Source organism: Flavobacterium calami (assembly GCF_038290035.1).
In the GTDB taxonomy this organism is placed as follows: Bacteria; Bacteroidota; Bacteroidia; order Flavobacteriales; family Flavobacteriaceae; genus Flavobacterium; species Flavobacterium calami.
This window is the reverse complement of the sequence record NZ_JBBYHS010000019.1, coordinates 62,991-84,235: the sequence shown is the minus strand read 5'-3', so window position 1 is coordinate 84,235 and position 21,245 is coordinate 62,991. Positions and strand designations below refer to the sequence as shown.

At 31.2% G+C, this 21,245-nt stretch carries 22 protein-coding genes; 8 read left to right on the top strand and 14 right to left on the bottom strand.

The window, feature by feature from the left end:
• The first annotated feature begins 189 nt into the window (after window positions 1-189).
• Window positions 190-1,005 carry a 2,3,4,5-tetrahydropyridine-2,6-dicarboxylate N-succinyltransferase gene (locus AAEO57_RS17145; RefSeq protein ID WP_223681478.1) on the top strand — a complete coding sequence of 272 codons (816 nt, stop codon included), beginning with the start codon at window positions 190-192 and terminating at the stop codon, window positions 1,003-1,005.
• Between the two features lie 128 nt (window positions 1,006-1,133).
• On the top strand, window positions 1,134-2,192 hold the full coding sequence (locus AAEO57_RS17140; protein WP_341694257.1) for a glycosyltransferase family 9 protein: 1,059 nt from the start codon (window positions 1,134-1,136) through the stop codon (window positions 2,190-2,192).
• Here AAEO57_RS17140 and AAEO57_RS17135 read toward each other — a convergent pair.
• Together AAEO57_RS17135 and AAEO57_RS17130 are read right to left on the bottom strand one after the other, a co-directional pair.
• Window positions 2,185-3,018: a glycosyltransferase family 2 protein gene (locus tag AAEO57_RS17135; RefSeq protein WP_341694281.1), complete on the bottom strand. Its 834-nt coding sequence runs from the start codon at window positions 3,016-3,018 to the stop codon at window positions 2,185-2,187. The two genes, AAEO57_RS17140 and AAEO57_RS17135, sit on opposite strands and share 8 nt — an antisense overlap.
• Complete coding sequence (locus AAEO57_RS17130; RefSeq protein WP_341694256.1) at window positions 3,018-3,779, bottom strand: Kdo domain containing protein; 762 nt, start codon at window positions 3,777-3,779, stop codon at window positions 3,018-3,020. The genes AAEO57_RS17135 and AAEO57_RS17130 overlap by 1 nt, the downstream gene beginning before the upstream one ends.
• 109 nt (window positions 3,780-3,888) lie before the next feature.
• Here AAEO57_RS17130 and AAEO57_RS17125 point away from each other — a divergent pair, with 109 nt between their 5' ends.
• Window positions 3,889-4,731: a glycosyltransferase gene (locus tag AAEO57_RS17125; RefSeq protein WP_341694255.1), complete on the top strand. Its 843-nt coding sequence runs from the start codon at window positions 3,889-3,891 to the stop codon at window positions 4,729-4,731.
• Window positions 4,732-4,903: 172 nt separating this feature from the next.
• Here the strand turns inward: AAEO57_RS17125 and AAEO57_RS17120 are convergent, their stop codons facing one another.
• From AAEO57_RS17120 to AAEO57_RS17085, 8 genes are all read right to left on the bottom strand, one after another.
• A complete protein-coding gene (locus AAEO57_RS17120; RefSeq protein WP_341694254.1) occupies window positions 4,904-5,866 on the bottom strand; it encodes a hypothetical protein in 963 nt (320 codons plus the stop codon).
• A 319-nt stretch (window positions 5,867-6,185) separates the two neighbouring features.
• Window positions 6,186-6,998, bottom strand: coding sequence for a glycosyltransferase family 2 protein (locus AAEO57_RS17115; protein ID WP_341694253.1), 813 nt, complete (start codon window positions 6,996-6,998; stop codon window positions 6,186-6,188).
• An 18-nt stretch (window positions 6,999-7,016) separates the two neighbouring features.
• Window positions 7,017-7,841 carry a glycosyltransferase family 2 protein gene (locus AAEO57_RS17110; protein WP_341694252.1) on the bottom strand — a complete coding sequence of 275 codons (825 nt, stop codon included), beginning with the start codon at window positions 7,839-7,841 and terminating at the stop codon, window positions 7,017-7,019.
• Window positions 7,834-8,961 (bottom strand): glycosyltransferase family 4 protein, encoded by a 1,128-nt coding sequence (locus tag AAEO57_RS17105; RefSeq protein WP_341694251.1) that lies wholly within the window; start codon window positions 8,959-8,961, stop codon window positions 7,834-7,836. The genes AAEO57_RS17110 and AAEO57_RS17105 overlap by 8 nt, the downstream gene beginning before the upstream one ends.
• A gap of 86 nt (window positions 8,962-9,047) precedes the next feature.
• A complete protein-coding gene (locus tag AAEO57_RS17100; protein WP_341694250.1) occupies window positions 9,048-9,938 on the bottom strand; it encodes a glycosyltransferase family 2 protein in 891 nt (296 codons plus the stop codon).
• Between the two features lie 65 nt (window positions 9,939-10,003).
• The gene (locus tag AAEO57_RS17095) at window positions 10,004-11,140 is read right to left on the bottom strand and encodes a glycosyltransferase (RefSeq protein WP_341694249.1); all 1,137 of its coding nucleotides are present in this window, start codon (window positions 11,138-11,140) and stop codon (window positions 10,004-10,006) included.
• A gap of 26 nt (window positions 11,141-11,166) precedes the next feature.
• Window positions 11,167-12,999 (bottom strand): ABC transporter ATP-binding protein, encoded by a 1,833-nt coding sequence (locus tag AAEO57_RS17090; RefSeq protein ID WP_341694248.1) that lies wholly within the window; start codon window positions 12,997-12,999, stop codon window positions 11,167-11,169.
• Window positions 13,000-13,388: 389 nt separating this feature from the next.
• The gene (locus AAEO57_RS17085; protein WP_341694247.1) at window positions 13,389-14,255 is read right to left on the bottom strand and encodes a hypothetical protein; all 867 of its coding nucleotides are present in this window, start codon (window positions 14,253-14,255) and stop codon (window positions 13,389-13,391) included.
• Window positions 14,256-14,488: 233 nt separating this feature from the next.
• On the opposite strand from AAEO57_RS17085, the gene AAEO57_RS17080 reads away from it, so the two are divergent.
• On the top strand, window positions 14,489-15,058 hold the full coding sequence (locus AAEO57_RS17080) for an L-threonylcarbamoyladenylate synthase (RefSeq protein WP_341694246.1): 570 nt from the start codon (window positions 14,489-14,491) through the stop codon (window positions 15,056-15,058).
• Between the two features lie 91 nt (window positions 15,059-15,149).
• Here AAEO57_RS17080 and AAEO57_RS17075 read toward each other — a convergent pair whose 3' ends face one another.
• A complete protein-coding gene (locus AAEO57_RS17075) occupies window positions 15,150-16,274 on the bottom strand; it encodes a cysteine desulfurase family protein (RefSeq protein WP_341694245.1) in 1,125 nt (374 codons plus the stop codon).
• Between the two features lie 80 nt (window positions 16,275-16,354).
• Between AAEO57_RS17075 and AAEO57_RS17070 the strand changes: the two genes are divergently transcribed.
• A complete protein-coding gene (locus AAEO57_RS17070) occupies window positions 16,355-17,326 on the top strand; it encodes a hypothetical protein (RefSeq protein ID WP_341694244.1) in 972 nt (323 codons plus the stop codon).
• 127 nt (window positions 17,327-17,453) lie between these two features.
• Here AAEO57_RS17070 and AAEO57_RS17065 read toward each other — a convergent pair whose 3' ends face one another.
• Together AAEO57_RS17065 and AAEO57_RS17060 are read right to left on the bottom strand one after the other, a co-directional pair.
• A complete protein-coding gene (locus AAEO57_RS17065; RefSeq protein WP_341694243.1) occupies window positions 17,454-18,002 on the bottom strand; it encodes a Smr/MutS family protein in 549 nt (182 codons plus the stop codon).
• Window positions 17,992-18,177, bottom strand: a complete 186-nt coding sequence (locus AAEO57_RS17060) for a hypothetical protein (RefSeq protein WP_341694242.1) — start codon at window positions 18,175-18,177, stop codon at window positions 17,992-17,994. Before AAEO57_RS17060 ends, AAEO57_RS17065 begins: the two co-directional genes overlap by 11 nt.
• 100 nt (window positions 18,178-18,277) lie before the next feature.
• Here AAEO57_RS17060 and AAEO57_RS17055 point away from each other — a divergent pair, with 100 nt between their 5' ends.
• Window positions 18,278-18,562 (top strand): DUF2752 domain-containing protein, encoded by a 285-nt coding sequence (locus tag AAEO57_RS17055; RefSeq protein WP_341694241.1) that lies wholly within the window; start codon window positions 18,278-18,280, stop codon window positions 18,560-18,562.
• A gap of 14 nt (window positions 18,563-18,576) precedes the next feature.
• On the opposite strand, the gene AAEO57_RS17050 is transcribed toward AAEO57_RS17055, so the two are convergent.
• Window positions 18,577-19,278 (bottom strand): DUF1003 domain-containing protein, encoded by a 702-nt coding sequence (locus AAEO57_RS17050; protein ID WP_341694240.1) that lies wholly within the window; start codon window positions 19,276-19,278, stop codon window positions 18,577-18,579.
• A gap of 192 nt (window positions 19,279-19,470) precedes the next feature.
• On the opposite strand from AAEO57_RS17050, the gene epsC reads away from it, so the two are divergent.
• Both epsC and cysM read left to right on the top strand, forming a co-directional pair.
• Complete coding sequence (gene epsC, locus AAEO57_RS17045) at window positions 19,471-20,262, top strand: serine O-acetyltransferase EpsC (protein WP_341694239.1); 792 nt, start codon at window positions 19,471-19,473, stop codon at window positions 20,260-20,262.
• A gap of 1 nt (window position 20,263) precedes the next feature.
• On the top strand, window positions 20,264-21,151 hold the full coding sequence (gene cysM, locus AAEO57_RS17040; protein ID WP_341694238.1) for a cysteine synthase CysM: 888 nt from the start codon (window positions 20,264-20,266) through the stop codon (window positions 21,149-21,151).
• Window positions 21,152-21,245 lie beyond the last annotated feature (94 nt).

Sequence of the window (21,245 nt, the reverse complement as noted above, 5' to 3'; positions counted from 1 at the left end):
TTCGAATAAAAATCATGAAATCTGATTTTTATCATGAAATAATAGTAAAGAAATTACATTTTTCAGAAATATTGAAATTGATTATAATTTCTCAAATTAAAAACAAAAAGTTATATTTATAACATTTTCAAATTGATTTGCCTTTTTGATTTTACTCAAATGCGCTATCTTTGCCAAAAATTTAAACATATGAGTTCTTTACAAACTATAATTGAACAAGCTTGGGAAAACAGAGCTTTATTACAGGAAACAGCAACTACTGATGCTATCAGAGAAGTTATCGAATTACTGGATGCCGGAAAACTTCGTGTTGCCGAGCCAAAAGGTGACGGATGGCAGGTAAACGAATGGGTAAAAAAAGCGGTTGTAATGTACTTCCCTATTCAAAAAATGGAAACTTGGGAAGCAGGAGTTTTTGAATACCATGACAAAATGGAATTGAAAAAAGACTATGCTGCCAAAGGAGTTCGTGTAGTTCCCGGAGCTTCTGCTCGTTACGGTTCATTTATTTCAAGTGGTGTAATCATGATGCCTAGCTACGTAAATATCGGGGCTTATGTTGATGCCGGAACTATGGTTGATACCTGGGCTACTGTTGGTAGTTGTGCTCAGATTGGTAAAGACGTTCACTTAAGCGGTGGTGTTGGTATCGGAGGTGTTTTAGAGCCATTACAAGCTGCTCCGGTTATCATCGAAGACGGTGCCTTTATCGGTTCTCGTTGTATTGTCGTAGAAGGAGTTCACGTAGGTAAAGAAGCTGTTTTGGGAGCAAATGTATGTTTGACTGCTTCAACAAAAATTATCGATGTTACAGGTGACGAGCCAGTTGAAATGAAAGGTTTTGTTCCTGCACGTTCAGTAGTAATTCCTGGAAGTTATACAAAAAAATTCGCTGCAGGTGAATATCAGGTTCCATGTGCCTTAATTATCGGTACACGTAAACCATCTACAGATTTGAAAACTTCATTAAATAATGCGTTACGCGAGTACGACGTAGCAGTATAATTTATATTTCAATATTTTAAATTCCAAATTCCAAATTATCCTGGAATTTGGAATTTTTTATTTTAAAACTAATCTTAATTGATTTTTTTTCCTTCAATTTGTACACTCTTAAAAGATTCGATTTCTATATGAAGATACTTGTAATTCAACAAAAAATGATTGGCGATGTGCTGGCGAGTTCAACAATTTGTAATACTTTGAAAAATGAGTATCCAACTGCACAAATAGATTACTTAATTTATCCATTTACGAGTCCGGTTGTTGAAAATAATCCCAATATTGATAATCTTATCCTTTTTACTGATGAGGCCAAAAAAAGTAAAATCGAACTTTTAAAGTTTTGTCTTAAGATTAGAAAATCAAAATACGATATTATTGTAGATGCTTACGGAAAGCTAGAAAGTAATATGATTGTTGCTTTTTCGGGAGCTAAGACTAAAATCGGATTTTATAAATCGTATACCAATTTATTTTATACTCATACTGTTAAAGAACTTTCTGTACCTAAAACAACAGCAGGGTTAGCTCTCGAAAACAGAATGCTTTTATTAGAGTCATTTGGCCTGAAAAAACCGCTAAAAATTAAACCTGAAATTTTCCTCAAAGAATCTGAAATTGAAAATGGAAAACAAGTTTTGATTCAAAACCAAATTGATTTTTCTAAAAAAATATATATGATTGGAGTTTTAGGAAGCGGAAAAACGAAAACCTATCCAAACAAATATATGGCTGAACTTTTGGATAAAATTGTTTTGGATACGAATGCTACATTATTATTCAATTACATTCCATCTCAATTAAAAGAAGCACAGGAAATTTTTGATTTATGTAAGCCTGAGACACAAAAAAACATCAAAATTGATATTGTACCTAAATCCATCAGGGAGTTTTTATCGATTACCTATCATTGTGATGCCTTGATTGGTAATGAAGGTGGAGCCGTAAATATGGCAAAAGCATTAAACAAGCCTACATTTACTATATTTTCGACCTGGATTAAAAAAGAAGCCTGGAATAGTTTTGATGACGGAATAAAAAACGTTTCAGTACATTTAAAAGACTTAAAACCTGAATTATACGGCGAAAAATCTGCTAAAGAAATGAAAAGCCAGGCTATGGATTTGTATCAGGCTTTTACACCTGATTTAATTATTCCGAGTTTAGAAGAATATCTGAAAACTAATTAGAATCGATACCAATTGTAGTTTTTACAACTTTATTCTTTTTTGTGTTTTCTCTGATTGCGAAGTTTTTCTTCCAGGTTGCCTCATTCACATAACCTCTTGCATGGTCTAAATGTACGACTATGGCGCTATAGCGAATTTGTTTCGATTTCAGTCCTTTATTAAAAAGTCTTTCACCCAATTCCCTGTCTTGTCCTCCGTATTGCATTTCCTGATTAAAGCCATTGATAAAAACCAGATCATCTTTCCAGCCTGATGCATTATGTCCGTTCCAGGTTGCTTTTGTAGGAGTTACAGCATTTAGAAATTTAGCTAAAAATCCTGAAGCTGATAATTTAGAATTTTTAAATGATTTTTTTAAACCGTGCTGAATAAGCCATTTTACATCAAAACAATTTTGTGATAAAATATCGTTTTTGGTAATTGCTTTTGAAATATCCATCGGAAGCATAAAATACCCTCCTGATAGAAAATATCCTTTTTCTCTATAATCCAGATGTGTTGCTACAAAATCTTTTCTCGGAATGCAGTCACCATCCGTAAAAATAAGATAATCCGAATTGGAAGCCATAATTGCTTTATTCAGAATCTGAGATTTCTGGAAACCATTGTCTTCCTGCCAAACATGTATCAAAGGCATAGAAATTTGAGTTCTTAGAGAATCCAGTAATTCTTTAGTTTTAGGCTTTGATCCATCATCCGCAATAATAATTTCGAAATCAGTTTCGGTTTGAACACTCAATCCCCAAATAACTTTTTCAAGCCATTCTTCGGCATTATAGGTACTCATTATTACAGATGCTTTTATATTTTTAGTAGTATCGGCCATTATTTTTTCCAAAATTTTAATGCTTTTTTAATGCGCTTTTTGCGATGAAACTTATCTCTGAAAGCTTCAGCTCCTGTTATCATTATTTTTAAAACCTCGTTGTAAGAAGCACCGTAAAGTTTAGCATATTCGTCACTCATCACTTCAACAATCTTTCTGTTTGGAGTCAATTTGGAGAAGTTCAGAATTCTTTGGTTCAGACTCATTTCTTTATGAAATTTCATTCTGTTCAAGTCAACCAGAAAAAAGGAATAAGAACCTGCAGGATTTTTTTTAATTAACGTATTTCCGGGAGTGTGATCTAGAAACTCAATTCCGTTTTGATGCAGGTTAAATGTAAATTTGGTAAACTGCCTTAAAATAATTTCATGATCGGGATAATCAAAATCATTGGTCAGTTCCCTAAAAGTCAAATCCGGATAAATTTGTTCACAAACATAATAGCTATCGAGCAGAACCCCCTTAAAATTTTCAAAATACGCAATAGGTACCGGAGTGCCTATTTCTTTTTCGACAAGAATATTTGCGAATTCATAAGAACGGCGCGCTTTGGAAGGTCTGAAAAAAGCATAAACTATTTTATTGATAAAATTCGGAACCTTAAACGATTTTACATTTAGTGTTATTTCCCCTAAATCAAATGTTTTGATTTTGTTCCTTTTCCCATCAACAAACAGCGTTCCTTTTGTTTCATAATTTTCAATCGCATCCTTTATTTCTTCCTTTTTGCTTAGAAAATTATGATGATAAACTTCATGCATTTGATCCCTTTTTATGATTTTTACAAAAGTAGCGATTTGAATTTTACCCTTCAAATAATTAATTTAATTTTACAGACAAAGTTATTTAGTATCTCATAAAAATTCACAGATGTTCGAACACTATCTCATTACCCGATTTAATCTTAAAAATCCTAATTGGGATGTAACCAAAAACAACGAAGAACTCCTTACAGACGCATGGATGGAAGACAGAATGTGGCTCTTTGAAAATTTTTGCCTGCCATCGATTAAATCACAAACTAACAAAAATTTTACATGGTTAATTTATCTCGATACTACAACTGCAGAAAAGTATAAAAACAAAATGACCGATTTGACTTCGGATTCAGATAATATCAAACTGTTTTTCATTAACGGAATGAATGCATTTTATCCTGAGATTCAAAAAGCGGTTTCCAACGATAAACCTTACCTCATTTCTACCCGAATAGACAATGACGATGTTATCAGCCGTTTTTTTATTGATGAAATTCAGAAAAAATTTGCTTCTCAGGATTTCCTTGCCATCGATGTTATCAAAGGATATTCGCTTCAAATAAAACCAACTTATATTTTAGGCAAAAAAGAACATGTTTTCAATCCTTTTATCAGTTTAATTGAAAAAAATGAAAATCCAAAAACAGTCTGGTTTAACGACCATACCCAATGGAAAAAAGAAAGCAGAATTATTCAGGTAACTGATAAAAGACTTTGGATGTCCATCATTCATGAAAAAAACAAAGTCAATGAATTTGATGGTTATGATAATGTAAAATGGCCGGATGTAAAAAATGAATTTATTGTTTCTAAAGAATTAGATCATTTGATAACCCAAAAAATCATCCCCTACAAAGACTGGTATTTTTTGAGTTTAAAGAATATGCTGTATGTTAAAATGGTTTTATTTAGTAAAACATTAAAGAAATCAATTGGGCTCTATAAAGTAAAGTAAAAGATTTAATTACTTGCTCTATAACCTATTTTTCAACAAAAAGCCATTGCTAAATGCAATGGCTTTTTGTTGAAAATCAATTTCATAAAATTATTACTTTATAACAATTTGGAAATTATATTATTTAATCCGACTACTATCAAATTTGGTAAAGACAGCTTAAAATGAATTTCTAAATCTCTTTCTGGTCAGACATATAAAACTGTGTAATTCTATAATTAAGCTTATCAAAAAAATGAGTCCTAAAATAAAGTTCCAACCGTATATCTTTATTTTTCCATAAAAACTTAAACCATTGACCGAAATTTTTGCACATCAAATATTGTTTTGAGATTTGAAGGTTAGATTTTAGATTAACATTCATTTTTATATCTTCAAATCTTTTGGTAGGCAAATAATTTAATTTTTTCCAACGTTTTGGATTTATATAATAAAAGTCTTCAAGCTGATGATAATTTGTTTCATTTACCATCAACCACTTATTTAGAAAATTCTCATTTACTTCGTGATTGTGTCCCCAATTCTTGAGTTTACAAACAAGTTGTTCTTCGGTTCGGGCAATGGATTCATGCAAAACTAAATTATCAAAATAAATTGTCCTTTCATTAGTTCGTCTGGCGCATTTATAATTAGGATAATTAGTCGCAAAAACAGATTTCATTGGTTTGTCTACAAAAAGGGTTCCTTCTTTGGTATATTTATAAATAATCAGCCAAAAACAAGCGAATTGAACCTTCTTTTTTTCGGGTTCATCAAGATAGTGATCGTACTTTCTTAGATTCGAAACAAAACCCTTAAAATCAATAAAATATTCGTCACTATCAATCTGAATTAGCCAATTTCCAATTCCCATTTTTAAAGAAAGTAAATGTCGTTCTCTTGTGTCATTTTCTATTGCTGTTAATTCCGGAACATAGAAATTATCTCTATAAAACTCAATTTTATTATCTACATCAAATTCTTTTAACCACTCATAGAAAGAATCATCAACAACAAATTCATTTCCAGACCAAGTCTTTTTATTACTATCTTCTGCAATAAAAATCTTATCAGCGGAATTGTAAACAGGCGGAATTGATAGTTTTAGCTTTTCATAATCATAAGACAACAAAAAACCTACATGAATTTTCTTCATATTAGTTATTTTTTTTATACACAAATTGAGAATATCAAAAAATTATTTCACAACTCTAAATTATAAATTTGTAAATAACAACTTGCAATCTAATTTAACTAAACGTTCTTTTAATCAAATTTGTTGTAATATGCATGTTATAATTAACAGTAATTGCTGATAATTTAATTGACCTTAACAAAATTATTAATATTTGCACTACAAACGACTTAAACAACAAAATTTCTTTTTAAAAAGAAGGACGTGTTTTATATAAGAGCCTTATTTGTCTAAATGGTTGCGCAAATAATATTATTTTTTTTGCTAATCAATATCGTATTTATTTTTTTGTTAAGAGTGCGAAGAAATTAATAATCCCTTTAAATAATTTCCATGGAATTCGGAATGTTTTGATGTAAAGAATCTGCTGCATTCTTTTTGATTTGATCATACTTACTAATTTATAATCTTCGACAAAGAGAGAGAAATACTCATCAAACACTATTTGTTTTTCTGAATCAGCAATAGATTTATTATCTTTTTTGGATGAAATACCTGTAAAATCATAATTACAAATAGTCATTTTCAAATACTTAGTGGGTCTGTTTTCTACGCAAATAGTATAGATAAAAAACTCCCAATCTGCTACTATTTTGAATTTTTCATTATAAAAGAAATAATCAAAAAAAAGCTGTCTTCTTATAAAGGTTGCCTGATGATTTATACAGCTATTGTAAAAAAAAGAAAAAGATAATTTTTCGGGATATGTTTTCTTTCTCTTAGAGTTTTGTTTTACCTTATAATTATCCCCGTAATAAATATCAAAGTCGTCTATCAATAAAGGATTTACTTTTTCTAAAACCGTATTTTCATAAAAAGTATCGCCACTATTCATAAAAATAATAAAATCCCCTGTTGCAGCTTTTATACCTTTATTCATGGCATTATAAACTCCAGAATCCGGTTCTGACACCCAATAATTTATTTTATCAGAATATGTTTCAATTAATTCTTTACCGCCATCTGTACTTCCGCCATCAATAACAATAAATTCATAATTGCGTTGAGTTTGATGTATAATACTATTAATGGTTTTTTCTAAACCTTTTGTGTTATTATAATTTATTGTAATTATGGAAATTTTTGGAGGCATTGCTTAAGGTGATTTTATTTAAACAAGTTTTTTTTTAGGCAGGATAAAAATAAAAACTGAGATAAAAAACTTCATGACACTCCATAATACTTTATTGTTCTGTATTCTTAAAACTTTTCGTATTCTTCTGTCAATTACAGTATTGTAATATCCTAAATCTTCATAAAAACATGAAAAATGTTTTTTCATTATTGCATCTCTTTCCTCGTGATATATATGCAAATTTTCAGGCACTGCTGATATTCCGGAGAAATCATAATAACAAATCGTTTTTTGCAAATGTTCATATGGTTCATTTTTTTTACATAACACATAAATAAAAAATTCCCAGTCTGAAGAAATTTTATATTCCACGTTGTACATAAAATACTTAAAAAACAAATCCCGTTTAATAAAGCTTGCCTGATGATTGATTCCTGAATTAACAAAATGCGAAAATGTTAATTTTGAAGGTGTTTTCTCTATACTTTCATGACCTGTTTCATTAAAATAAAATGAATCCCCATACAATATCCCTATATCGCTTTTAAATTTATGATGAATTTCTTTAAGAATTGTATTGCTGTAAAAATAAGAACCACTATTCATGAAATTCACAAAGCTTCCTTTAGCTAATTGAATGCCTTTATTCATAGCATCATAAACTCCTTCATCCTTTTCTAAAACCCAATGGGTAATATATTTTTCGTATTTTTTTATGGTTGAAAGGCTTTCATCAGTACTTTTCCTATCAATAACAATAAATTCAAATTCAGTCCACGTTTGATTAATAATGCTTTCAATAGTTTTAATCAATCCTAGGTTATTGTTATAATTTACAGTAATGATAGTCAGCTTAACCATTTATTGCTTTTTTATAAAGTTCAAGACACTGTGATGCAGCAATTTCCCAATCAAATTTTTTCGCCTGTTCTATTCCTTTTAAAATATGCTTATTCCTTAATTTTTCATCATTTAGTACCAAAACAATCTTGTTCATTAAATCTTCTTTGCTAGAAACATCAAAATAAATCCCGGCATCACCAGCTACTTCAGGAAAAGAACTACTATTAGACAACACAATTGGACACCCACAGGCCATGGATTCTAAAACCGGAATTCCAAAACCTTCATACATGGAAGGAAAAACAAAACATCTGGCATTTTTATAAAACAAACCTAATTGCTCCTCTTCAAAATATTTTTGCTCAACCTTATCCAGAACACCATTTTTCGTTAAAAACTCAATTTCTTCATCTTTAAACCGACCACCACCTGCACAGATTATTTTTAATGTAGTATCCTTAATTAATAAATCTTTTATTGATTCGACTAAAAAATAAAAATTTTTATAATAATCCCTGGAACCAACAAATAAGATATAATTTTCCGGTAAATCTACCACTACATTTTCATTTACCTGAATTGAATTTCCGTGGTAAATGACTTCTATTTTGGATTCATCTATATTAGGATAAAATTTAATAATATCTTTTTTAGTGTTTTTTGAAACAGCAATGATTTTTGTGGCTTTTTCTAATAATTCCTTTTTATTTTCAATCACATTCCAGGGATCATCAGTAAAATATTGAGGCATTAACTCATGAACCATATCATAAACAGTCAAAACAAAAGGCGTATCATCAATAGCTGCTAAAAAATAGGGATCGTAATAAGTAGGTATCACCAAATCATATTTGGCATTCTTCAAAGACTCTTTGATTTTTTTTTTGTTGATTTTTCTATTTAACGAACGAGTACTAATTCCTAAAGCATTTAAAGTACTTATAAAATATGTAATAAGTTCCTTTTGTTTCAACAAACCGCTATTGATAATATAAAAATTGTTTGTAGTATGGATAGGGAGTATAATAGAAAGCTCTTTATTTGTTTTAAGACGACTAAAAATTTCAGTATAATATCTTGAAATTCCGCCATAAGTTTGCATATTAAAAATCTGGGGATCAATAAGTATTTTAATCATAAATAATGTTTAACAATCCGTAACCTTAAAATCTAATGTTAATACTCTATAAGATCAGCTATATTTGTTTTAAAGTTAGACAAGTTTTAAGAGAATTTCTTTTTTGAATTAAAAAAGAGAGAAATAGTTATAAATGCTTTTATTATTTTGTAAGAAAACCTATTGTTTTGACTAATAAATAACAATTGATTTAATCTCTTTTCACTTACATATCCTTTATTAGTAATTGAAGCGCTTTTTTTAAGATCTTTTATCAGCGGCTTATTATGTTCTGCTAATTTTTCAATAGTTTTTTCGTAATCATCAATAAATGCTCCAAAGTGTTTTTCCAGAACAATCTTCCTTTCGTTATGATCGGATTCTTTTTGATGATGCGAAACTCCATCTAAATAATAATCACAAATAATTACATTAATATGCTTATAACTTTTGTTTTTTAAGCATATATTCCTAATATTAAATTCCCAATCTGACACAATCTTTAAATCTTCATTATATAAATTACCATCAAAAATTTCTCTTTTATAAAAAGTAGACTGATGGCACAATGAATTTGTATAAAAAAACGAAAAATTTAATTTATCCGGGTATTCAACTTCAAATCTTTTATTTGTAGTTACAAAAAAAGCATTTCCGAATAATATATCAATATTATTATCAAATTCGTTCTTTATAGTATCTAAAACATTTATAGAATAAAAGCAATCACCACTGTTCATGAAAATTATATAGTCACCTGTAGCTGCCTTAATACCTTTGTTCATTGCATTATAGATTCCTGAATCTTTTTCCGAAATCCAATAATCAACTCTATCACAATTTTCTATTATTTGTTTTGAACCATCTGTACTTCCTCCATCAACAATAATAAATTCAAAATCCTGAAATTTTTGGTCTAAGACACTATATATCGTTTTTTGTAAACCTTCACGATTGTTATAATTAACAGTAATTATTGTAATCTTCTTCGCAACCATAATTCCGATTATTTTTTTTATCTAATTGATCTACTATACAATTCGAGCGTTATAATACTTTTAGCTTAACTTAAAAAGACTTTATCCAACTTATCATATGTTTTATTTTTCTCGTGATTATCTAAAAAATAATCCTTTGCTAAAACCGAATGATAATTATAAAACTCTTTATCGGAAATCAATTTTTCAATATGTGAAGCAAATGTCTTTTCATCATTAGTAACTAAACATCCGTTATTAGTCTTATTCAACAAACCGTCAACACCTCTTTCATTACATACAATTGGTAACCCATAAGACAAAGCTTCAATTACTTTGATTTTAACACCTGTACCTGACAACATCGGGCAAATAGCTATTTTAGAAACACTATATACATCTTCAAGATTATCTACATAATCAATATTGTAAACATTTTCTAAAGCTGCCGGCACATTATCATTTATTTTTCCGACAACACAAATTTTAATATCCTTCGATAATAATGGATAAACTTTTTGAAAAAACCATTTTACAGACTTCACATTATGTACGTTATTACTAGCGACGTAAATCACATCATAAAGTTCTTTTTCCGATTTCTGTTTAATTTCTTCAGGATGGCTGATTAGATGTATTTCTTTGTCTAAGAACTGATCAAAAATATATTTCTCTTCAATTGAAACAACTAAAATTTTATCAAAAAAAGATAAACTTCTAATCTCTTCTTCAAAATACTTTCCTAATTTAAATTCCTTATCATTCTTAAAATGAGGCGTAATAAAATCATGTGTGTCAATAATTAATTTTGCATTTTTTATATGCTTATTATTTTCAACAAGTCTTGTCCAAAAAACATATGATATTACAATATAATCGTATTCATTATTTTTAAGAATTTCATCAAAACTTTCCTGATGATTAGCTCTCAATCTGTCTAAAACTTTAGTCTTTTCAATTATTTTGAGCAAACCTAACTTTTTAAATATTTTTTGGATTTTCTTTTTCTTTTTACGAAGTTCTTTTAATAAAAAACCATTCGTAATAAGTTTTTGATTTTTTAATTCATCAAAATGCAAATTATTAATATAAATAGGATCCCCTACAAAATCTACTGAAATATCTTTACTCTTAAAATACTTCAACAAACCCATAGCACGAGTATTATTTCCCTGCGTCAGAAACAAAGGGTTTTCGGAATAAAAATAAAGTACTTTTGTCATTCTGCTATTGTGTTATAATATTTATTCTAATTCACCTCCAAAGACTGCAAACTCACTAAATTAGCATAATTCCCATTCATATTCAATAGTTCTTCATGAGTTCCCTGTTCTACAATTCGTCCTTTACTCATTACCACAATCAAATCGGCATTTTGGATAGTAGACAAACGGTGCGCAATAACTATTGAAGTTCTGTTCTCCATCATGTTTTCTAATCCAACCTGTACTAATTTTTCAGATTCAGTATCTAATGCAGATGTTGCCTCGTCCAAAATCATGATAGGAGGATTTTTCATCACAGCACGAGCAATAGCCACCCTCTGTCGTTGCCCTCCTGACAGCATTCCTCCGCCATCTCCTACCGGACTGTTATATTGCTCCGGAAATTCTGAAATAAAATTATGCGCATTAGCCACTTTTGCTGCACTTATAATGGCATCCATATTTGGATTATCTATGCTTAAAGAAATATTATTTGCAATAGAATCATTAAATAAAATAGAATCCTGAGCAACAATTCCCATTTGTTTTCTTAGCGAATTTGAAGTAACATCCTTGATATTCACACCATCAAAAGTGATACTTCCCTCTGTAACATCATACAGTCTGGTAATCAAATTTGCTAAAGTTGATTTTCCGCTTCCGGATTCTCCAACCAATGCTACTCTTTTTCCTTTTGGAACTGTTAGATTAAAATCTTTCAAAACATATTCAGAATCATATTTAAACGAAACATTGGTAAACTTAATTTCATTTTTAAATTCAGTAAGCTCTATAGCATCAAGATTGTCTTTTAGCGGATTGGTTGCGTCTAAAATAAAGGCAACTCTTTCATAAGCTGCATTTCCTCCCATTAAGGCCTGATTTGCTTTTGTTATCGCTTTTGCCGGTGTTAATATTTGATATGCCAATCCCATATAAGCAATAAAGGCACTTCCGCTCATAGACCCGTCAATGAGCACCAGTGATCCACCATAAACTAATAAAATAGAGATTACCAAAATCCCTAAAAACTCACTCATAGGACCCGCCAAACTCATTCTAACCCCAATTCTGTTATTCAGATTATTGATAAACTCTGTTGAATTGAAATAGCGTCGTATGAAAAAATTCTCTGATGTAAAGTTTTTAATTACTTTAATTCCGCCCAGTGTTTCTTCTATATCAGACAACAAATGTCCTTCTAATGAAAAAATATCTCCCGATTGACTTTTGATCGATTTACTCATTCTTGATATTAAAACCCCAGAAACAGGAAGAAAAAGAAACACAAAAATGGTTAGTTTCCAACTTATCAAAACCATTGATATCAAAGTAAATACAATAGTCAGTGGTTCACTTACCATCATTAAAATACTCATAAAAGCAGTTTTTATTGTATTAATATCTGAAGTCATTCTTGATATTAAATCACCTTTTCTTTCGTTGGAGAAAAAAGAAACCGGCAGGCTAATTACTTTTTGATAAACGTCATTTCTCAAATCTTTCAAAATTCCATTATTCAAATACGTCATATATACAATTGAAATAAAGTTGAAAAGGTTTTTCAGCAAGAAAGTAGTCAAAACAAATACAACCATCCATATTAATGTACTTAAAGCGCCTTTTGTTTCCGTATTATGAGTTATAAAGTAATTTAAAGAATCTTCTAAATAACGTTTATCGATACTTTTGAATCCTTCGTATACTGGCCTAACATGTACTTTTTCTCCATCGGAAAACAGTACTTTCATTAATGGAAAAAGGGAAAGCATTGAGATAGCCGAAAAAAGCGCATACAAAACATTGAAGATGATACTTATTATTAAATTTTTCTTATGAGGGGTTAAATACTTTAAAAAACGCTTAAAATTTTTCATTGAATGACTTTAAAATAAAGGCTAAATTATAATTAATACTGTTATTTTTTTGCAAAGTTAAAACTAAAATAGTTTTAAAACTAACAAACAAAAAATGAGTAAACTTACAAAAAACTACACCAGAGTGCTATTATTTAATAATATCAAATGCATACTATTAAAATTCTTTTTAAAAGAAAGTAAACCCAAAAAAATCGAAAGGAAACGATAAAAAATTGATCAAAGTACTTGAAACAGATAACACGAAATTAACCTGAGGGAATTTTACCCGTCAATAAGCTTAATAGTTACTTTAATAAGAAAAAATATTTTGGTAAAAACCTTATCCAAAAAAAATTACATTGAATATTAAGGTTCGAAGATTAGTATTTTTATAGTTGATACATTATCTATTTAAAGGAAAATTTAAACCATTGTCCAAAATTCCTAAAAAGTAATCTTTTTTTAGAAATATTTAAGCTCTTAGATATTTCGACAATTTCTTTAATCTTATTCATATCTTTTGTTGGAAAATAATCCAGTTTTTTCCATCTTTCGGGTTCAATATAATAGAAATCGCTATACTCTTTATAGTTATTTTGATTGACCTTAATCCACTTTTTCAGGAAATCATTGTTTATATCTGTATTATGTCCCCAGTTTTCAAATTTAAAACGCAATTCTTCTTCTGTTCTCGACAATGATTCATGCAAAACTATATTATTAGTGTAAATGACTTGTCCTTTTATCCTTCTCCCTCCTACATACTGAGGATTGTTTGTTGCAAAAATGGCTTTGGCTGGCTGATCCACATACAAAATTCCATCTGGAGTATACTTATATAAAATAAGCCAAAAAGCAGCAATCTGAATAGGTTTTTTCAGCGGGTTCTCAATATAGAAATTGTACTTACGTAAATCTTTTACAAATTTTTTAAAATCAACGAAATATTCATCACAATCAATTTGAATAAGCCAGTTTCCAATGCCCATTTTCTCAGAAAGCATTTTTCGTTCTCTAATTTCACATTGCATTGTTGTTAGCCCCTTAATATAAAAACAATCTTCATAAAGTACTACTTTTTTATCAACATCAAAATCCCTTAGCCATTTAAAAAAACAATCCTTGATTGTAAAATTACCCCCATTCCATGTATTTCTGTTTATATCAATGGCCAAAAAAACCGTATCAGCATGATTATATATTGTTGGTAATGAAATTTTTAACATTTCATAATCATACGAAACCAAATAACCAACCTGAATTTTTCCTGTCATGATGCTTTATAAATTTATTGCAGCTTATTTATTTAACAGATTTTAACAATTATTAAACACAAATTTAAGTTTTTATTAAGAGCAAATATAGTATAATAGAAGAAGAAACCTAAAAGATTATAGTTAATTAAAAAGCTGATGACAGTAAATTATTTTAGACACAGATAAAGCACTGGAATTTCACTTTTTTTATTCGTTTATTTGCACTTTAAAATATTCAATTCTAATATAAAATGGAAAATCTTAACGAAGAAGTACATAAAGCTTTCGAAGTAATCAAAGACGGCGGCATCATTCTTTATCCTACGGACACAGTTTGGGGAATTGGCTGTGATGCTACAAATCCGGAAGCGGTTTCCAAAATATATAAACTAAAACAACGTGCAGAAACACAAAGCATGATTGTATTGATGAATGGCGAAAAAATGATGTACAATGTTTTTAAAAACATTCCCGAAGTAGCCTGGCAAATTCTCGATTTGTCTGAAAAACCAACAACTTTAATACTAGATGAACCACGCAATGTAGCTCCAAATATTGTGGCCTCGGATAATTCTTTAGCAATACGCCTGGTAAAGGAACCTTTTTGTTTTAAATTACTGGAAAGAATGAAAAAACCATTGGTTTCTACTTCTGCTAATATTTCAGGACAACCTACACCACTTGCTTTCAAAGACATTAATCCTGAAATTGTAAAAGGAGTCGACTATGTCGTAAACTTATATCACGATAAAATTGCCGGAAAACCGTCTACAATTATAAAACTAACAAATGATTCACAGGTAAAAGTAATTCGCAAATAGTTTTTTTGTTTCAGGTTTCAGGTTTCAAGTTTTCGGGTTAAACCCTTAAACAAAAACTTATGACCTCACCAACTTAGTATCTTAGCAGCTTTTAAATAGTTTTCAAACTCTCAATCATCCAGTCAATATCTTCCTGATTATTGTAATGACTAAATGAAATTCGGAGATTCGGTAATTTCAAATCGGTCTCCGAAAGCATTTCTTTCAACACATGCGAAGGCTTTATACTTCCTGACTGACAAGCACTCCCTCTGGAAACAGCAATTCCTTTCATATCCAGACTAAAGAGCAGCATGGAGGTTTTATCCTTCGAAAAAGGAAGAATGATATTGATAATATTATAAAAATCATCCTTTTTCCCCACAATCCTGAAGTCAGGAAAATGAACTTCCAGCTGATTTATCAGATATTTTTTTAAACCGGAAATATACTCTCTTTCTGTTTCTAAATTTTCATACGATACACTCAAAGCTTTTGCCATTCCGGCAATTTGATGTACAGCTTCAGTTCCGGCACGCAATCCTTTTTCCTGCTCTCCCCCAAAAAGCAAAGGCTGCAGTCCTGAATTTTTTCGAACAAATGCAAAGCCAATTCCTTTAGGACCATGAAATTTATGAGCACTGGCAACAATAAAATCAGGAGATATTTTTTGCAGATCAATTTCAGTTTTTCCGACAGACTGCACTGTATCCGAATGAAACAAAGCATTATATTGTTTACAAATAACACCAACTCTGTCCAAACTTAAAATTGTTCCTGTTTCATTATTTACATGCATCAGGCTTACCAGAGTCTTTTTTTCATCGGATAACAAATTAGACAAATGTGTCAAATCGATACTCCCATCGGTATTGATTTTAACATAATCTACCTGAATATTATAATCTGACTGTAAGGCCAAAACGGTATACAAAACGGCGTGGTGTTCTGTTTTGGAAGTAATAATTCGTTCCACTTTCAAATCTTCAACAGCCGAACGAAGGATCCAGTTATTTGCCTCGGTTCCTCCTGAAACAAAAATAATTTCCTGTGCAGAGCAATTTAAATGTTTAGCGATGTTTTTTCTGGAAAGCTCAATAATAGTTTTTGCATTTCTCCCAAAACTATGCGTTGATGACGGATTCCCAAAATCATCAGTCATCGTTTTTATCATTTCCTGAATAACTTCAGGTCTCATGGCTGTTGTAGAAGCGTTATCGAGGTATACTTTTTTCATTGTGGCAAAGTTATGAAATATCGATTGTCTAAATATCATTTGCGAAATTTTTCACTATTTTTGACGCAAATAAAATTACGATGAAAAAATATGCATGCCTGCTTTTATTCGCACTTTTGCTAAATGGATGCGACGATGGTGATTTAACTCCTGAAATAATTGATTTTAGTGACCCTAGTATAAAAATACAAAACTGCACAGATACCTACGAATTGCTTTATAAGTTAAAGAATCAGGAAAGTTTATTGCTGCAAATGCCTGAAAACACTCTTAAAAACGAAGTTGGAGAACAGGTATTCGACATTAACAATACTACTTTCAAATTAGTGTACAGGGCTTATGACGGACCGGTTGCTACGGCCAACATTTGTGATGCTATCCGACCTTCGACTCCAAACACAACCAATGAATGGTATGCTCTGGGAGGAAAAATTACAATAAGCACAAAAACAGTAACTAATCTTAACCAGACAGATAACAGTACCAGAATAACAGCCTATGCCCACACGATCACTATTACGGGTATTACCTATTCTAAACCAGCTGGCGATCAAGTGCAGCAAGAAATTGTTTTTGGTACTTTTGAAACAGATGCTACCGACTTAAATCTTACTTTTACCGAAGCTCCTAAACAATGCCCTGTTTCTAAACAAATCTACACGTATAACAGTGGAAACATGACCTCTCTTACAATAGACAACATAGACTCTGGTCTTATTGTAAACGAAGCCACACCTGTAGGTCAGCCAAGAACAGGATTAATTAATGCACCTACCAGCAATTCTGTAACCTATACTGTTTATGGTGGTTTTATTAATGACGCTTATTTCTGCAATACAACTGCTCCGACCACACCTACTATTAAGGAAACGTGGAAAGGTGTGAATGGTGTTGCCGATAAAAGTGGTATAATTGAAGTAACAACAACAACATTAGGAAATGCGTTCAAACATGTTATTGTACTTAAAAATGTAGAATTAACCAATGGAAATGCAAGTTTCAATTTAGGAAACGGGTTTGTCTTTGGAGAGCTGATTACTACAAATAACTAATCTGTAAAAAATATTTTTTCTTACAAATTTATCGTCCTGCTTTACTACTAATTCAACAAATAGTCAATAGTAAAGCAGGACGATTTTTTATGCAGTTATAAACCTGATTTTTATAATTCACAACAAATTATCTATTCTGTCTAAAATAAACTTCGGTAGCTCCAAGCCCGTATTTTTGATAATTGGCATCCTGAAAATCTAAGCCCTCGTATCGGCCTAATAAAAAATCAAGTTCTGCTTTTAGTATTCCTTCGCCAACTCCATGAATAAAAACAATCTTCGGAATACGATTTTTAATAGCAAATTCAATATGTCTTTTTGCCGTTTCTGTTTGCAGCGTCAAAATATCATAATTCGACATTCCGCGCTTATTTGGAACCAGTTTTTCGATGTGCAAATCAAATTCCGGAACCCCAATTTCGCGTTTATCTTTTTTTTCTTTTACAAAACTCCTTGGTTTAGGTTCTTCCTTTTGTTTTGAAACAGTATCTAAATCAACTCTTTTAATAGAATTCATTAAGTTACTGGAATCCTGAATTTTAATTAATTCATTAACAAAAAATGTCATCATAAATCCGTCTTCAGTTTCTATCAAAATTTCATTATTATTAACCGAAACCACTGTACCGTTTATGGCTTCATCCAAAACCGAAACCTTATCTCCTTTACTCAGCATCTTCTTCTTCTTTTTCCTGATTTTTACTTGGTGTTTTTGCGCTCAGCTGCATCATACCATACATAAATACAGCAATAGCAATTACCATTATATAGATATTTTTCTCTTCAGAAACCTGTTCATATAAGGCAACTGAAATTGCGGCTGCCATTATTAAAATTTTAAAAGTTTTCATAATTTTATATAAGACATCAAAAATAAGAAACTTTAAAATACCACTCTGCGTATTTAAAGCATATTCGATAATTTTGTAAAATTATAATTAAAGAAAAACCATGGGATTAGAAAAATACATGCTACCCTGTTTATTCAAAACATTGTTTGGTTTTGAATGTTTGGGCTGTGGTTTTCAGCGGTCTTTATTCTTACTTTTTGAAGGGCGTTTTTTTGATGCTTTTAAAATGTATCCGGCCATTTACACTACTCTTTTTTTTCTTTTTTTCGGACTACTCTACTTTTTGAAAAAATCAGAAAACCATAAAAAATTACTGTGGTTTTTTGCTATTGCAAATGGCTTTTTTATGATTGGCGGATATTATTATAAACATTTTAATTTGTAATTTTTTACCCGCAATTACTTTTTAATCTGGTTTAAAATATCATTCATCATTTCAATTTGTACTTTTTGAATCTCAATTAATTCCTGTTGCTGATGCATAATCAGATGATCAATTTTATCATGAATCATTCTGATTTCAAGTTCCGATTTCAGATTAATCATATAATCTTTTTTCGCACGGTTTCGGTCTTTTTCCTCCTGACGGTTCTGGCTCATCATAATTACAGGAGCCTGCAAAGCTGCAATACAGGATAAAATCAGATTCAGTAAAATAAAAGGATACGGATCGAAACCTTTGTTCATTAAAACATAAACATTAGAGCCAATCCAAAAGATGATAAAAAGCAAAAACGAGATGATAAAAGTCCAGCTTCCTCCAAAATCTGCTACCTTATCGGCTATTTTTTGCCCAAAATTCCGAGTCTCATCTTCATCTTCAACGATACTTACAATAGACTTATCCTCTTTTAAAGATGAAATAACACTTTTTTCAAGATCTGAAAGTGCTCCAATTTCAGTAGACAAATAATTTGATATATATTTTTGACGGTAGGTGTTTAATTCACTAAAAGAAATAAAATCACTATCACAAAACGAAGGATGGTCTTCGACAATCAGCCCTAAAACAGGATCGTGTATGGATTTTGCTGATACTCTTTCGGATATAGGAAATGACTGGTTGGAGACAGCACTCTTAAAAGTGTGGGCATTTTTCATTTTTACGTTGTTTTACCTGCTAATTTACGCATTTAACTTCTTAATAGGTTTATAAATTATCCGCCTTAAAAAACTCTTTTAATTATCACAAATAGGATGCTCAGCTGAAAAATTCTTTAAAGAATTCATACCTATATTTACAAAAAACACCTTACTTTTAACGTTTCAAATTATCCTTTCAATTTTACAACTGTGTCAAAAGATCTCATCATACAGAACATCAAAGCTTTGAAAAGCCATTCAAATATAAATTACGGTATTAAAACCAAAACAGAAGAGTTTACCGAAAAGCTTTTTTATACCCTTTTTGATTCAAATGCCGCATTAGATCAAAGCCTTTATGAACTTGAATTTCGTTTTAAGGAAATTGCTGTTCTTGCCTGTAAAAAGCCTGAAAAATTATGCGGATCAATGTGGGACCTTTTTCTGGAAAAACTACCCGAAGTTTTAGAAAAGCTAAATCAGGATGCCGAATATATTTTAGAAAACGACCCTGCATCAAACAGTATCGATGAAGTTTATTTAGGCTATCCTGGCTTCTATGCGATTGCGATTTACAGATTAAGCCATGAATTATACAAACTTGATTTATTATTATTTTCAAGATTGATGAGCGAATATGCGCATCGCATCACAGGAACGGATATTCATGCCGGAGCCGAAATTGCTTCTCCGTTTTTTATTGATCACGCTACCGGAATTGTTATCGGAGAAACAGCCGTAATCGAAAAACATGTCAAAATTTACCAGGGAGTTACCCTGGGCGCCTTAAGCGTAAGCAAAGAAATGAAAAACGCCAAACGACATCCTACTGTCGAAAAAAACGTGTGTATTTATGCAAATGCGACTATTTTGGGAGGCGAAACTGTTATTGGCAAAAATAGTGTCGTGGGAGGAAATGCGTGGGTAACCAAATCTATTCCGGCAGATTCTGTCGTTCTGAACACCACTACAACCGAAGTTAAAATAAAAGAAAAAAAATAGAATGAAACCACAGAAATTAATCAACCTGATTGGCAACACTCCTTTAATGGAAACAGTCAATCTGGTCAAAAATAAAAAAGTAAAACTTTTATTAAAACTAGAAGGAAACAATCCGGGCGGAAGTGTAAAAGACCGAGCGGCTTATAACATGATTGCATCTGCTCTGGAAAGAGGCGACATTAAAAAAGGAGACAAACTAATTGAAGCAACGAGCGGTAATACAGGAATTGCCCTTGCGATGATTGCACAATTATTTCAGGTTGAAATAGAATTAGTCTTACCCGAAGATTCTACAAAAGAACGCACACAAACCATGCGGGCTTATGGCGCAACTGTTATCCTGACCCCTGCCAGTGAAGGCATCATAGGTTCACGTGATTACGCCGACAAAAAAGTAGCCGAAGGTGGCTATGTAATGTTAAATCAGTTTGCGAATGATGACAACTGGAAAGCGCATTATAAAACCACCGGTCCGGAAATTTGGGAGGACACTGAGGGTACTGTAACTCATTTCGTATCTGCAATGGGAACAACCGGAACCATTATCGGTACCTCTTCTTATTTGAAAGAAAAAAATCCAAATATTCAGATTATAGGAGCCCAGCCTAGCGATGGATCTCAGATCCCGGGAATCCGTAAATGGCCACAGGAATATTTACCAAAGATTTTTGATGCATCAAAAGTTGATACGGTTGTGGATGTAAGTGAAGAAGAAGCAAGGGAAATGACCAAAAGATTAGCGCTTGAGGAAGGCGTTTTTGCCGGAATGAGCAGCGGAGGTTCTGTAGCTGTTGCTGTAAAAATAGCAGAACAGTTAGAATCTGGTGTTATTGTAGCAATTATCTGCGATCGTGGCGACCGCTATTTATCTTCTGATTTATTTGATTAATCTAAAAAAGGTTCAAAGTTGCAGAGGCTCAGAGGTACAAAGTTTTAAAAAAAACTTCTCTAAGAAACCTTTGCTTCTTTGAACCTCTGAAACT